Origin of the sequence: Treponema saccharophilum DSM 2985, from assembly GCF_000255555.1 — a bacterium.
Classification (GTDB): domain Bacteria; phylum Spirochaetota; class Spirochaetia; order Treponematales; family Treponemataceae; genus Treponema_D; species Treponema_D saccharophilum.
Window position 1 is genome coordinate 82068 of the sequence record NZ_AGRW01000053.1, and the last position, 15080, is coordinate 97147.

Annotated in this window: 11 protein-coding genes and 2 tRNA genes; 1 reads left to right on the forward strand and 12 read right to left on the reverse strand. The window is 54.7% G+C overall.

Annotated elements, in window-relative coordinates; genetic code table 11:
* Positions 1-21: 21 nt before the first annotated feature.
* The 12 genes from rpoC to TRESADRAFT_RS12075 form a co-directional block, all read right to left on the reverse strand.
* Positions 22-4320, reverse strand: coding sequence for a DNA-directed RNA polymerase subunit beta' (gene rpoC / locus TRESADRAFT_RS12015; protein ID WP_002706028.1), 4299 nt, complete (start codon positions 4318-4320; stop codon positions 22-24).
* A 2-nt stretch (positions 4321-4322) separates the two neighbouring features.
* The gene (rpoB, locus tag TRESADRAFT_RS12020; protein ID WP_002706029.1) at positions 4323-7847 is read right to left on the reverse strand and encodes a DNA-directed RNA polymerase subunit beta; all 3525 of its coding nucleotides are present in this window, start codon (positions 7845-7847) and stop codon (positions 4323-4325) included.
* Between the two features lie 487 nt (positions 7848-8334).
* Positions 8335-8706: a 50S ribosomal protein L7/L12 gene (gene rplL, locus TRESADRAFT_RS12030; RefSeq protein ID WP_002706030.1), complete on the reverse strand. Its 372-nt coding sequence runs from the start codon at positions 8704-8706 to the stop codon at positions 8335-8337.
* A 166-nt stretch (positions 8707-8872) separates the two neighbouring features.
* Positions 8873-9430: a 50S ribosomal protein L10 gene (rplJ, locus tag TRESADRAFT_RS12035; protein WP_002706031.1), complete on the reverse strand. Its 558-nt coding sequence runs from the start codon at positions 9428-9430 to the stop codon at positions 8873-8875.
* Between the two features lie 3 nt (positions 9431-9433).
* A complete protein-coding gene (rplA, locus tag TRESADRAFT_RS12040) occupies positions 9434-10114 on the reverse strand; it encodes a 50S ribosomal protein L1 (protein ID WP_002706032.1) in 681 nt (226 codons plus the stop codon).
* Positions 10114-10548: a 50S ribosomal protein L11 gene (gene rplK / locus TRESADRAFT_RS12045; RefSeq protein ID WP_002706033.1), complete on the reverse strand. Its 435-nt coding sequence runs from the start codon at positions 10546-10548 to the stop codon at positions 10114-10116. The genes rplA and rplK overlap by 1 nt, the downstream gene beginning before the upstream one ends.
* 114 nt (positions 10549-10662) lie before the next feature.
* Positions 10663-11256 (reverse strand): transcription termination/antitermination protein NusG, encoded by a 594-nt coding sequence (gene nusG, locus TRESADRAFT_RS12050; RefSeq protein ID WP_002706038.1) that lies wholly within the window; start codon positions 11254-11256, stop codon positions 10663-10665.
* Between the two features lie 36 nt (positions 11257-11292).
* Complete coding sequence (gene secE, locus TRESADRAFT_RS12055; RefSeq protein ID WP_002706040.1) at positions 11293-11472, reverse strand: preprotein translocase subunit SecE; 180 nt, start codon at positions 11470-11472, stop codon at positions 11293-11295.
* A 30-nt stretch (positions 11473-11502) separates the two neighbouring features.
* A tRNA-Trp gene (locus TRESADRAFT_RS12060) sits at positions 11503-11575 on the reverse strand.
* Positions 11576-11653: 78 nt separating this feature from the next.
* Positions 11654-11830, reverse strand: a complete 177-nt coding sequence (rpmG, locus tag TRESADRAFT_RS12065; protein ID WP_002706041.1) for a 50S ribosomal protein L33 — start codon at positions 11828-11830, stop codon at positions 11654-11656.
* 37 nt (positions 11831-11867) lie between these two features.
* A tRNA-Thr gene (locus tag TRESADRAFT_RS12070) sits at positions 11868-11940 on the reverse strand.
* Between the two features lie 120 nt (positions 11941-12060).
* Positions 12061-13893 carry a transglutaminase domain-containing protein gene (locus tag TRESADRAFT_RS12075; protein ID WP_002706042.1) on the reverse strand — a complete coding sequence of 611 codons (1833 nt, stop codon included), beginning with the start codon at positions 13891-13893 and terminating at the stop codon, positions 12061-12063.
* A gap of 317 nt (positions 13894-14210) precedes the next feature.
* Here TRESADRAFT_RS12075 and epsC point away from each other — a divergent pair, with 317 nt between their 5' ends.
* Positions 14211-15068: a serine O-acetyltransferase EpsC gene (gene epsC / locus TRESADRAFT_RS12080; RefSeq protein WP_002706043.1), complete on the forward strand. Its 858-nt coding sequence runs from the start codon at positions 14211-14213 to the stop codon at positions 15066-15068.
* Positions 15069-15080 lie beyond the last annotated feature (12 nt).

A 15080-nucleotide genomic window follows, 5' to 3' on the forward strand; every position in this document is an offset into this window, starting at 1 on the left:
TTCATTCCATTGCGAACCTGCTTACTCGTCGGAACCAGCGTTGTCGAGGAACGATTCCTCGATAATCTGCTCGGCTTTCTTCTCCTCGCGCTGCCTGTCAAGGATTTCCTGCATCTTCTCGTCGAGGTCGTTGTGCGCGTCGTCGAAAAGCTTGATGTCCTTGTAGTTGCGGATACCCGTTCCAGCCGGAATCCTGTGTCCGATGATGACGTTTTCCTTCAGACCGTGGAGGCTGTCCGTCGCGCCGGAGATAGCGGCATTCGTAAGAACGCGCGTTGTCTCCTGGAACGAAGCTGCGGAAACGAACGAATCCGTAGCGAGAGCTGCCTTCGTGATTCCCTGGAACATCGGGCGCGCAACAGCCGGCTGGCCGCCTTCAGCCACAATGCGGGCGTTCTCCTCATGGAAGTGGTATTTGTCAACCTGCTGCCCGAAGATGAACTTCGTATCACCGACAGAAACGACCTCAACCTTGCGGAGCATCTGGCGGACGATTACGCCGATGTGCTTGTCGTCAATCGAAACGCCCTGCGCAGAGTAAACCTGCTGGATTTCGGTCATAAGGTATTCCTGAAGGGCATTCTCACCGAGGATGGCGAGGATGTCGTGTGCGCTCGGAGCGCCGTCGCAGAGATGCTCGCCCGCCTCGACCTTGTCGCCGTCCCGCACGAGCATTCGCCTTGTCATCGGAACGAGATGCTTGAATTCCTTGCCGTACTCGTCCTCGACGATAACCTGCCTCTTACCCTTCACGACATTGCCGAATTTGACAGTTCCGGAAATCTGAGAAAGGACGCACGGAACTTTCGGCTTCCTCGCCTCGAACAGCTCGGAAACGCGGGGAAGACCACCGGTAATATCGTTTGTCTTCGCGGCAGCGACAGGCATCTTCGCAAGGATGACGCCCGCCTCGACCTGCTGGTTGTCCTCGACAGAAAGGACAGCCTTTGCCGGGAGGAAGTATGACGCGAGAGAGTTACCAGCCTCATCGGTGATGAGGATTTTCGGCTGCCTCGTGTCGAGGTGGAGGTCGCTTATGTAGCGCTCGATGTTTCCGTTGCTCTGGTCGACGTTCTCGACGAGGGTAACGTTCGGAATGACGTCCTCAAAATGGACGACACCGGAAACCTCGGCGATTATCGGCTCAGAGAACGGATCGAACGTTCCGATTACGTCGCCCGCCTGGACGACGTCGCCGACATTCACCTGAATCTCGGAACCGTTGCTGATTTCAACCTTGAGGTCGTTTCCGGCGAGATAGACCGTTCCGTTCTTCACGATGATGCGTCCGTTCGCCTTTGCAACGATGTCGCCGTTCTTTCCAGTCGCGATGACGGAACCCTTGGGAACCTTGTCACCGTCGTGAACCTTCACATCGCTTCCGTCCTCAACTACGTCGAGGATGCGCGTGACTTCCATGATACCCTTTCTCGTGAAGAGCCTGTTGCCCGATTTCGTCGGAACGTTCGTTCCCTCAAAACCGTTCACGAGAACCGGATACTTGAGCATGATGCGGTTATCCTCTGTCTCCTTCGAAGCCGTACCACCGACGTGGAACGTACGCATCGTAAGCTGCGTACCCGGCTGACCGATTGACTGCGCCGCGATTACGCCGACAGCCTCGCCAATCTCGACGAGCTTGTTGCGCGCAAGGTTCTTTCCGTAACACTTCACGCACACGCCGTGCTCGGCCTCGCACGTAAGGACGGTGCGGAGCTTGACCTTCTCGACGCCGGCATCCTCGATTTTCTTCGCGAGTTTGTCGTCGATATACCCGTTGACGTCGCAGAGAAGCTCGCCCGTAACGGGATGGACGACGCGCTCGCTCGTGAAATGGCCTGCGATGCGCACAGAAAGCGGAGTGATAATCTCGTCGCCGTTCTTTATGGCAGTGTAATCGAGACCGTTGATTGTTCCGCAGTCCTCCTCGTTGATGACGACATCCTGCGCGACATCGACGAGACGCCTTGTCATGTAACCAGCGTCAGCCGTCTTCAAAGCCGTATCGGTAAGACCTTTGCGGGCACCGTTCGACGAAATGAAGTACTCGATGACCGAAAGGCCTTCCTTGAAGTTCGACTTTACGGGAAGCTCGATAATCGCGCCGTTCGGTTTCGCCATAAGTCCGCGCATAGCCGCGAGCTGGGAAATCTGCTTCTTCGAACCGCGGGCACCGGAATCAGCCATCATGTAGATTGTGTTGAATCCGTCCTTGTCCGCCTTGAACTGCTCCATCATTATGTCGGTGAGCTTGTCGTTCGTGCGCGCCCAGATATCCGTGACCTTGTTGTACCGTTCCTCCGCGGTGATAGTTCCCTTGGAATACTGGTTCACGTACTCGTCGACGCGCTTGTTCGCCTCGTCGACCATCTGCTTCTTTTCCGGCGGGATGAGGATATCGTCCATCGAGAGCGTCGCGCCGAAGAACGTCGCGTTCTTGTATCCGACATCCTTGATGGCATCGAGCATCTTTATCGTGACCCACGCGCCCTTGCTGAGATAGACGGTGGAAATCATCTTCTTCAAATCCTTGTCGCCCATACCGGTCGTGACGCGCTTCTCGAGGTCAGCCTTCGTGACATGCGGATTGATGAAACCGACCTCGTCGGGCATCGCCGCGTTGAAGCGGATGCGTCCCGCAGTCGTGTCAATCCTGTCGCCCGCCTTGAATTCGCCTTCATTGAACGAATCCTTCGGCGCCGGAACCTTTATGAGAGCGCCCCATTCGATGTAGCCGTTTTCGGCAGCCATCGTAGCCTCGTCGGCGTCGCTGAACCATTTTCCCGTTCCCTTCGCGTTCGGCTTCACGGAAGTCATGTAGTAGATTCCGAGAACCATGTCCTGCGACGGGAGGACGATCGGATTTCCGTTCGCCGGGTCGAGGAGGTTGCGAGCAGAGAGCATGAGCGTCCAGCACTCCATCTGCGCCGCCTGCGTCAGCGGAACGTGGATAGCCATCTGGTCGCCGTCGAAGTCGGCGTTGAACGCCTTGCACGCGAGCGGATGGAGCTTGAGCGCCTTTCCCTCGACGAGAACAGGCTCGAATGCCTGGATTCCGAGGCGGTGCAATGTCGGGGCACGGTTGAGCATGACCGGATGCTCTTTGACGACCTCATCGAGAATGTCGAAAACTTCGGGGGCTTCCTGCTCGACGAGCGTCTTTGCCTTCTTGATATTGAAAACGACGTCCTTGTCGACGAGCTTCTTCATGATGAACGGCTTGAAAAGCTCAAGCGCCATCTTTGTCGGAAGACCGCACTGCCAGAGCTTGAGCTCCGGACCGACGACGATAACCGAACGTCCCGAGTAATCGACGCGCTTTCCCAGAAGGTTCTGGCGGAAGCGGCCCTGCTTTCCCTTGAGCATGTCGGAAATCGACTTGAGCGGCCTGTTCGAAGCGCCCTTGACGACCTTCTTGCGCTTTGAGTTGTCGAACAACGCGTCGACTGCTTCCTGAAGCATCCTCTTCTCGTTGTTGATGATGACGACAGGAGCCGAAAGTCCCTGGAGGCGGCTCAGGCGATTGTTGCGGTTGATTACGCGGCGGTAGAGGTCGTTCAAATCGCTCGTCGCGAACCGTCCGCCCTCAAGCTGAACCATCGGGCGCAAATCTGGCGGAAGGACGGGAATGACGTCGAGAATCATCCAGCTCGCCTTGTTTCCTGACGTGCGGAAATTGTCGACAATCTCAATCCTCTTGAGGAGGCGCTTGTCCGTCTTCGTTCCCTTCTCGCGCATCTTCTCGCGGAGATTCGCGGCAAGTTCGTCGAGGTCGAGCGTCTCAAGAAGCTTCTTTATAGCCTCCGCGCCCATTCCCGCCTCGAACGACTGGCCGTAGCGCTCCTCCGCCGTGTTGTACTCCTCCTCGCTGAGGAGCTGCATCTTCTTGAACTCGGTTTCGCCCGGATCGATGACGATGTACTTCTCGTAATAGAGGACGGAGCGGAGAGCCGCAACCTGAAGGTCGAGGAGCAGTCCCATGCGGCTCGGAACGGAGCGGTAGTACCATATGTGGCTTACCGGAGCGGCAAGCTCGATGTGGCCCGTGCGCTCGCGGCGAACCTTGAAGTGAGTGACCTCAACGCCGCAGCGGTCGCATATGACGCCCTTGTAGCGGATAGACTTGAATTTTCCGCAGTAGCATTCCCACTCCTTCGTCGTTCCGAAGATTCTCTCGCAGAAGAGACCGTCTTTCTCCGGACGGAGAGTGCGGTAGTTTATTGTCTCAGGCTTCTTCACCTCTCCATACGACCATGACCTGATGTCGTCCGGTGAAGCCAGCTTTATCTTTATAGAATCGAAATCCTGAATGTCGCGCATTATTACTCGTCCTCCTTTTCAAATCCGGCACTTGCCTTGTCGATGAGCTCCTGGTCGCGCTCGGTGAGGGCAATTCTCTTGCCCTGCGCGTCGTAAATCGTGAAGTCGAGCGCAAGACCGCGCATTTCCTGCACGATGACGTTGAACGATTCCGGAACGCCCGGCGTCGCCGACGGGTCGCCCTTGACGATCGCCTCGTAAATCTTCGAGCGTCCGTTCATATCGTCGGACTTTATCGTCATCATCTCCTGGAGCGTGTTCGCCGCGCCGTAAGCCTCGAGCGCCCAAACCTCCATTTCTCCGAGACGCTGTCCACCGAACTGCGCCTTACCGCCGAGCGGCTGCTGCGTGACGAGCGAGTACGGACCCGTAGAGCGCGCGTGCATCTTGTCGTCGACAAGGTGATGCAGCTTGAGGTAGTAGATTACGCCGACGAAAATCGGGTTGACGAACGGCTCGCCCGTGCGCCCGTCGCGGACAACCTGCTTGCAGTCGCGCGAAAGACCAGCCTTCTCAAGCTCGTCGGCAATCTGCTCCTGGCTCGGAGTCTGGAATGCCGGGCACTCGTAGTACTGGTTGAGATAGCGTCCGGCGATTCCAAGCTCGGACTCCATAATCTGACCGATGTTCATGCGCGAAGGAACGCCGAGCGGGTTCAGACAAACATCGAGCGGTGTTCCGTCCTCAAGGTACGGCATATCCTCTTCGGGAAGGATGCGCGCGACGACACCTTTGTTTCCGTGGCGTCCAGCCATCTTGTCGCCCTCGCGGAGCTTTCTCTTGTTCGCGATGAGAACCTTGACTTTCTCCTCGACGCCCGGATCGAGAGCCTCCTCTGCCGTGCGCTTCTGCCTCTGGACATCGATGACGACGCCCTCGACGCCATGAGGAACGCGCAGTGACGTGTCGCGGACTTCCTTCGCCTTCTCGCCGAAAATCGAGTTCAAAAGCTTGAATTCCGGAGTCGTCTCGGTCTCGTTCTTCGGAGTCGTGCGGCCGACGAGAATATCGCCGGTGCGGACTTTCGTTCCGATTTTTACGATTCCTTCCTCGTCGAGATTCCTCAAGTCCTTGTCGCTCGTGTTCGGGATGTCGCGGGTGATTTTCTCCGGCCCGAGCTTCGTCTCGCGGAGCTCCATCTCGAATTCCTTGATATGGATGGACGTGTACATGTCCTCCTTGACGACCCTGCGGCTGATAAGAACAGCGTCCTCGTAGTTGTACCCGTTCCACGGAACGAATCCAACAAGAAGGTTGCGTCCGAGCGAAAGCTCGCCGTTGAACGTAGCGGGACCATCGGCAAGGACTCCGCCCTTCTTCACCTTCTCGCCGACCTCGACAGTCGGGCGCTGGTGGTTGCACGTATCGTTGTTCGTGCGCTGATATTTGAGAAGCGGATACTCGTCGATTTTTCCGGTCTCGTCAGCCTTGACCTTGATGAGCGTGCTTGAGACGTATACGACCTCGCCGTCGTGCTTCGCCTTGATGAGAACGCCCGAATCGTAAGCCGCGCGCTGCTCCATACCCGTTCCGACATAAGGCGGCTCCGGGAAAAGAAGAGGAACGCCCTGGCGCTGCATGTTGCAGCCCATGAGCGCGCGGTTGGCGTCATCGTGCTCGAGGAACGGAACGAGGGATGCGGAAACGGAAATAACCTCGCGCGGAGAAACGTCCATGTACTGGATATCGTTCACGGAACGCGTAGAGTAGTCGCCGCAGTGGCGGCAAGAAACCATCTCCGTCGGGAACGAGCCGTCGGCTTTCATTCCTTCCGTAACCTGACCGATGTAGTATTTGTCCTCGTCCATCGCCGAAAGGTACTCGACCTCGTTCGTCGCCTTTCCGTTGACGACCTTGCGGTACGGCGCCTCAAGGAATCCGTAGTCGTTGATTTTCGTGTAGATTGCGAGGGAGACGATAAGACCGATGTTCGGGCCTTCAGGAGTCTCGATCGGGCACATGCGTCCATAGTGCGTGTAATGTACATCGCGGACCTCGAATCCAGCGCGGTCGCGTGAAAGACCGCCCGGTCCCAACGCGTTCAGACGGCGCTTGTGCGTCAGCTCGGAAAGCGGGTTGACCTGATCCATGAACTGGGAAAGCTGTGACGAGCCGAAGAATTCCTTCACCGCAGCGGTAATCGGCTTGTTCGAGATGAGCTCCATCGGCTTCATCGTCGCCGTTTCCTTGTTGCCCATGCGCTCCTTGGCGATGCGCTCCATGCGGAGGAACGCGGACTTGAGCTGGTTCGTCATAAGCTCGCCGACGGAACGGATGCGGCGGTTTCCGAGATGGTCGATATCGTCGAGCGGCTCAACGTTGTTGTAGACGTTGATGAGGTGCTTCATCGTCTGGATGATGTCGTCCTTTATGAGCGTGTGTACGTCGACGGGGTCTTTGTAGCCGAATTTTTTGTTGAGCTTGTAGCGTCCGACGCGTCCGAGGTCGTAGCGGCGGATTGTGAAGAACATTCCCTCAAGGTCTTTTATGGCATTCTCGATTGAAATCGGCTCGCCCGGCATGAGGACGTTGTAGACGGTAGAGATAGCGTCCTCGCGCGTCGGCTCCTCGTTCTCTGAACCTTCCTTGACGAATTTCATGTCCTCGCGCTCAAAGCAGTTGATGATAATCTCGCTGTCGAGCGACGGATTGACCTCGTCCTTGTTGTCCGGATCTTTTCTCGCGTTGAATTTGATTACGTTGATGCTCTTGACATCCTGCGCGATGAGGTCGTCGATGTCGTGAAGGCGGAGCTTCGTTCCCGCGCGGAAGAGGCGCTTCGTCTCGTCACCGTCGGAAACCTCGACAGCCTTGGCGAGAACCCTGTCAACGAGCGAATCCTTGTTTGCCGCGTCAATCGCGACGTCCTCTGTCACGTAGAAGCACTTTATGATTTCCTCGCGAGACTCGTATCCCAGCGCGCGGAGGAAAATCGTTCCGAGAATTTTCTTCTTGCGGTCGATTTTCGCGAAAATCAGCTCTTTTTTCTGGTCGATTTCGAATTCGAGCCATGAGCCGCGGTATGGAATTATCCTTGATGAATAGACGCCCTTCTCGTGGTTGAAGATGACTCCGGGCGAACGATGAATCTGGGAGACGACGACGCGCTCCGCCCCGTTTACGATGAACGTTCCGCGGTCTGTCATGAGCGGGATGTTGCCCATGAATATCTTCTTTTCCTGAACCGCGCCGCTGTCCTTGAACGTCAGGCTTATCCACGCCTGAAGGGGAGCCGCGAACGTCCTGTTCTTCTGCTTGCACTCCTGCTCAGAAAGAGCCGGCTCGTCAAGCTCGTATTTCTCGAAGTTGAGAATCATTCCGCCATCGGGGCTTTCAATCGGGAATGTAGTCTTGAAAACTTCCTGAAGACCTTTCTCCTCAAGAGGCTCACCGCGCTCCAGCTTCTCCTTCTGCAGGAAGGAATCATACGACGACGTCTGGATGTCGATGAGGTTCGGAATGTCCATGAAATTCTGGATGTCTTTTCCGTAGTACTTACGGTTAATCGTTCTGCTTTTGGCGAACATCAAATTCTCCCAATGGGTATGTTTTAGCCCTTGTATTCTGCTACATGACACGACAGTTCGTATGACATACGGAACGCTCGAACACAGCACAGAACCAACGGCGGTTCGGCAATGTATCGGGGCATCGCGGAAAACCTCTTCCGGCGCCCCCGCGATTCGCGCAAAGGACATTTGCGGGAATCGGAAAAACAAAAAACAGCTGCCTGCAAAACGGCAACTTCATCGTCCCGAGGGGAAGAAAATCAGCATAGGGAACAGTCCCGAACAAATCCCCTCGGAGAAAAATAATGCTTACGCCCAGAAAACCGAAAAGATAATCCGAAACGTAAGCATCCTGTGAACAATCGTCATGAAAAAATCAGATTGTTCAAAAGAGAACCTCTGATGAAAACCTCCTGACGGAACGTTCTCCGCAGACGGTTCCTTTTTTGTCGGCAGCGCGATTGCTCACGCCGCCATAGATATGTTTTCTGGAAAACCAGAAGGCTTATTTTGCAGAAGCCTTTCCACCAGCCGCAGCGATGTCGGCGATGATTTTGTCAGCGTCAGCCTTAGAAACACCCTCTTTGAGAGCTTTCGGAGCGCCTTCAACGAGAGCCTTAGCCTCACCGAGACCGAGACCAGTGATAGCGCGAACAGCCTTGATGACAGCGATTTTGTTTCCGCCAACCTCGTCGAGAGTAACGGTGAACTCAGTCTGCTCCTCAGCAGCAGCAGCCGGAGCCGCAGGGCCAGCCGCAACAGCGACAGCAGCGGTAACACCGAATTTCTCTTCCATAGCTTTGACGAGTTCAGAAGCCTCGAGAACTGTCATTGACGCGATTGCGTCGAGAATCTGATCATTTGTAAGAGCTGCCATATTATCTTCTCCTTGAATAGGCACGTCCGGAAAGATGATTTGCAATCCGAACTAAAAAAATTGTCATGCGGTCAGAACAAACTGAACTGATTTTTCCGCATTATATGATGTCGCGGGGACAATCGACAGCAATGAAGCTTGACCCCGCCTCACAAGCGCAGACCGATTACTCAGCAGCAGGAGCCTCAGCAGGGGCTTCAGCAGCAGGAGCGGCACCGCCTTCCTGTGATTTTTTATCCACGTAAGCCTGCAACGTAGCGGCGAGTTTCTGAGCCGGTCCGTTGATAGCAGACATGAGCATTGCGATGAGCTGCTTCTTTCCGGGAACCTTCGAGTAAGCCTCGATTTTCTTCTCATCGTAGATTTCATTCCCGATATAAGCGCCCTTTATCTTGAGCTTGTCGTTGTCCTTCGCGAAGTCGAAAAGAACTTTTGCAGCCTCGTTGGAATCCTCTTTCGCCATAACGATGGCAGTCGGTCCCTTGAGGTAGTCAGCGACGTTCTCAATCTTCATCTCGTCGAACGCAACGCGCGCGAAGTTGTTCTTCACAACCTTGAGCGGGGCATTCTTCTCGTAGAGCTTCTTGCGGAGAGCGGTAATCTGCTCAACCGTCAAGCCGCGGTACTCGGTGAAAATGAAGTCGTTGTAGTCCTTGAAAGACTCTTTTGTAGCCTCGATAGCCGCAGTTTTAGCGGGCTGGAGTTTTTTAGCCATGATAGCCATAGATTACGCCTCCTCCTTAACGTCAACCCAGACGCCAGGTCCCATTGAAGAGCTGACAGAAACAGAGCGAACGAAATCAGCCTTGGCATCAGCCGGCTTCTTGCGGTCAAGCTCGGTAAGGAGCGTCGTGATGTTCTCGGCGACCTTAGCAGGCTCCATGGAAACCTTGCCGACAGCGATGTGGATGATTCCAGTCTTGTCAGCCCTGAATTCCGTGCGGCCCTTCTTGAGCTCGTTGATTGCAGAAACGATATCATTCGTAACGGTTCCGGTCTTCGGGTTCGGCATCAAGCCTTTGCGTCCGAGAACCATACCGAGACGGCCGACGTCCTTCATCATATCAGGCGTAGCGACAGCGACGTCGAAGTCGAGCCAGCCGCCCTTTACCTTCTCGATGTACTCAGCCGCACCAGCGTACGCTGCACCGGCGTCCAAAGCCTCTTTTGCCCTCTCGTCAGAGCAGAACACGAGAACTTTCTTCTCAGCCGTGAACTGGTTCGGAAAAACGAGCGTGTCGCGGACTGTCTGGCTCTTTCCAAGGCGGAGAGCAACGTGAAGCTCAACCGTCTCGTCGAAATTGACGTAGTGAAGCTCCTTCACCAACTCACAAGCTTTCGCAACTTTGTAAGACTGCTGCGGATCGTACTTTTTGAGCGAGTCACGATATTTCTTGCCGTGTTTCATTAGTTAGCCTCCACTTCAACGCCCATACTGCGAGCAGTTCCAGCGATGATTTTCTTTGCAGCCTCAAGATCATTTGCATTGATGTCGGGCATCTTCTGTTTTGCGATTTCCTCAAGCTGAGCGGCAGAAAGCTTGCCGACCTTGTCGCGGAGAGGATTTGCAGAACCTTTTTCCAACTTCAAAGCCTTCTTGATGAGAACCGCAGCCGGCGGTGTCTTGAGAATGAAGGTGAACGACTTGTCTGCATAAGCCGTGATGACGACCGGGATGATGAGTCCCTTTTCCATGTTCTTCGTTCTGTCGTTGAATTCCTGAACGAATTTCGGCGCGGGAACGCCATGAGGTCCGAGAGCAGGTCCAATCGGCGGAGCAGGAGTAGCAGCTCCTGCCGGGCACTGAAGTTTAATTACTGCTGTAACCTTTTTTGTAGCCATAATAAGCTCCTTATTTGGTATAGCGAAACACTTTCATCCGACGGATATGTGTTTCTCCCAAAAATAAGACACACCGTCCAATCCAAAAAGAACTGAACGGTGCATCCTTATTGTTCATTTTACGAGTTTTTCCACCTGCGAGGCATCAACCTCGACGGGAGTGACACGGCCAAAAACCTGAAGAAGAACCTTGAGCTTGTTCTTCTCAGGATAAATCTCATCAATCGGCCCGCTGAAATTGGCGAACGGACCATCATTGAGCTTGACCTGATCGCCGACGGAATAGTTCTGCTTGATGCGGACATTCTTCTCGCCGGGCAAATCGCCTGTCCTTCTGAAGATATTGCGAACCTCGGCCGTCGAAATCGGACGGGGCTTCTGCGACGGGTTCGTCCCGACGAAATCGGAAACGCCCTGAATGCGATGGATGACGGAGCACGTCTCCTTCCATCCAACCTCGGGCAAATCCATCTCAAGCATTATATATCCGGGAAGAATCTTGTTCTTGACGACCTTTTTCTTCTCGATTTCCTTTCCTGTCTTCCTGTCTTTTGCTTTGACGAATTCTACGACTTCTTCTTTCGGAACTTTTACGCTGGTAACGATATCAGAACTGATTTCGCCACTCTCTATCTTCATATTGAGGAGTTTCTCGATTTTATCCTCATACCCTGCATACGTGCTGATAATGTACCAATTCTTTGACATAATTACCTACGTTTCTAACAAAAAATCAACCGGAAACTAAAAAACGAGGCGCATCGCCGACGTGAACAGAACGTCAAGCAACCCAAGAATAACAGCGATGATTACGGTAGAAATGAAAACGACTTTCACAGAGGCAACAACATCGTTGCGAGACGGCCAAACGACTTTTCTCAACTCGACGCCACATTCCTTGAAAAACTGAAAAATCTTTTTCATGTCAATCCTCTTTCTTCTAAATAAAAAAAACAGGCGAGGCAGGACTCGAACCCGCGACAACTGGTTTTGGAGACCAGGACTCTACCAACTGAGCTACTCGCCTAAAAATACAATCAAAAGTGAATAAAAAAGAACGGAAGTCAAACCGTTGCGCAAAACAACGGTTCAACCAAAGCGAGCATTATTTCGCTTTTGTTTCCTTGTGAAGAATTTCCTTGCGGCAGAACGGGCAGTACTTGTTCTTCTCAAGCTTGCCGGTTATGTTCTTGCGGTTCTTCGTCGTCGTGTAATTCTTGCGCTTGCACTCCGTACACTGAAGAGCGATTATGTCAATTGCCGTCTTCTTCTTGCTACCCATTTTATTTCATTCTCCTAAATTTTATGAAGTAAGCTAAAGCTCCCGAGCGGAATCGGACCGCTGACCTCCGCACTACCAATGCGGTGCTCTACCGACTGAGCTACAAGAGCGAATGTTTGCAAAATATACAGAAACGCGCGGATTACGTCAAGCGGAAAAAAAGAATTCATCGCAAAAAACTCATTCCGGATGGCGAAACCCGCGCGAAAAACAGCTGACGCCAGGCGGAATCAGTAGCTCGCAAACGCCGACGACACTGCCGATGCCTGCGGCGCCGAGCGCGAATTCACCACATCGTACACGAAAAGCGCCCAGAGACGCCCGTCACCCTGGTTGAAATAGAAGACGAGGCTTCCCGCCTCCGTGCACGAGATGTCGAAATCGGTGTTGTTCTTCAGCTCGCCGAGCGGAGAGCCGTTCAAATACGCCATAACGGACTTCCCGCTTGGAATCTTGAAATTGAAGCGGCACGTGTCGCCCACGACAATCTGGTCGCTCAGCTCTATCTTGTTCACCCTCACGCCGGCCTTTCCAGCCATCGTTATGACGTTGTCGTACGATTTCACGCGCCACGCCTGCGGATGCGACTTCGTGAAGTTGATTATGTCCTGACCGACGAATCCCGCGAGGATGTAGTTCATCTTCATGCCGGGAAGCGCGCGGAACATCGCCTCGGAAATAGGCTTCGACAAATGCTGCTTCTCGGGCTGCGGCGTCCTCGTCTGGTTCACGCTCGGCGCGGGGAAATGCGTGAAGACGAACGTTCCGGGATCGCAGTCGAACCAGCAGTCCTGGAGTTCGGGAACGCCCGTCCCGTCCTGCGACTCGGCGGCTCCCCACGTCACGTCTATGAGCATCTTGCTGTTCCCGACGGTGACCTCATTCCATCCGTGGCTTCCGAGTTTCGGGTCGGCGACAGTGTGCCCGCCAACCTTGCCGTATCCGCTGCAGTATTCGGAATGGAGCCCGACAGCCTCGCCCATTTTTATGAAGAGCTTCGAATATCCCTCGCAGACGCCCATGCGACGCTGGAACGTCTTGTCCGGATCGTAGATTCCAATCTCGCGCTTCTCCGAGGACGAAAGCGTCGTGCTGTAATACGTATCGTTGTCGTATGCGATGTTGTATCCAATCCACGCGAAAATGGCGCGCGCCTTCTCCTTGTCGTTCTTGGCCGTCTGGCAGACTTTCCGAGCGACGGTTTCTATCGAATCGGACGCGGGAATCGGCAGCGTGCGGACATATTCGTCCAGCGCCGAATAATCGGTCCGCGACGGAGCCTGCGACGAGACGGTGAATGCAGTTGCGGACGAGACCGACTGCGACTGCGGAGCCTGCGCCTGCTGCGCCTCCTGCTCAATCTCCTGGTCCTGCTGCGTCCTCCCCGCGGATGACGAGCGGGAAATTCCCCTGATGCGGACGAGGTCGGCAACGGAGCGCGACGACGTTATCTCCGAGACCGTGACCTTGCGGACGGCGACGACGTTCCCGAGAAGGCTCGCGGAGCGCTTCCCCTCAAGCGCGGCGAGCTTCGAATTCTTGCTGAGCTTCGCGTTCGAAGCGTCGAATCGCGCGGGAAGCTTTCCGAGCGTGCGCTTCTTCGTCTTTACGTCGAAGCTCATCCCGACGGTTTTCTTTCCGCCGGAGACGTAATACCGTCCGGGCGGAAGCATTCCCTTCGGGTAGCCGAGCGCGGAAATGAGCTCGTTCAAATCGGACTCGCCGGGAACGAACCAGTCGGATTTGTTTCCCGCGCGGAGCTTGCTGACGAGTTTCGCGCCGTCCTCGTACTTTACGTTGAACAGCTCATCAGACCAGTACGCCTCAAGATAGCGCCACCCGTCGCTCTTGTAGTTCTTGTTCTCCAAAAAGATGAATCCGCCGCCGGGACCGATATCGCCGACGTTGTAATCGCGGACGCGGCTCGCGACTTTTTTCGTGACGGCGGAAGCTTTTGCCGATTTCGCCGTCTTTGCCTTGACCGCCGATTTCTGCGCCGACGCGATTCCGCCCGAAAGCAGCCCGAATGCGACGAATGCCGCAATCAGTTTCCTCAACCTCATGGTATCTCCTTGGCAGTTTTTCCTCTTGCCGGAGGACGCAAAAAAGCAGGTTCAGAACCGGCGCTTTTGTGCGCATAGCCGAAAACAAAAAAAACACGACAAATCGATTCTATCAGCAAAAACGCGGAATTCAAAAACCAATCTTAAAGCACGGCGAAAAAAAATCAGGCGGGAACGGCGGAATCCCGCGTTTCCAAAAAAAAAGAAAAATGCTACTGTTTGCATAGGGAATCCGCGGAAGACGGAGTTTTCGAAATTCCATAAAGGAGACTGCCCCGGACGAGGCTGTTCGGGCAGTTCCTGTTTCAGAGGTCAAAATGAGCATAGACGAAACAATCGACAGGATACTCGTGTCCTACGAGGAGACGGGCGACATAAACAAGAACGGAAGCAGGGCGTTCCCGAACAAGGAGAACGTCGTCGAGGTTCTCCACGACCTGCAGAGCCTTATTTTCCCGGGATTCAAGAAGGCGGAGGACATCGACGCAGACAACCTGCGCTACATCACGGGGCAGAAGGTCAACAGGATAATCACGATGCTGACGAAGGAAATCCAGAAGGCGCTCGTATACGAATGCGCGTCGTGCGACGACAGGGGCGCACCCGAGAAATCGCACTGCTACGCGCTTTCGGAGAAGACCGCGGTCGCGCTCATCGAGGCCGTCCCCGAGCTGCGGAGGGAAATCCACCTCGACGCGCTCGCGGCATTCGCCGGCGACCCAGCCGCGAAGAGCAACGAGGAAGTCATCGTCTCGTACCCGGGGCTTGAGGCAATCGTCACGTACAGAATCGCGCATTTCCTTTTCGTGAACGGCGTCCCCGTCATCCCGAGGATAATGACCGAATACAGCCACAGCCGCACGGGAATCGACATACATCCGGGCGCGGAAATCGGCGAGAGCTTCTTCATCGACCACGGGACGGGCGTCGTCATCGGAGAGACGACCGTAATCGGAAAGAACGTCAAGATTTATCAGGGGGTCACGCTCGGCGCGCTCAGCGTGAAGAAATCGCTCCAGGACAAAAAACGACACCCGACAATCGAGGACAACGTGACGATATACGCGAACGCCACCATCCTCGGGGGGCAGACCGTAATCGGTGCGGGCAGCACCATCGGCGGAAACACCTGGGTGATGAGGAGCGTCGCCCCGAACACGATGGTCACGCAGTAATTCCCCGCCGGC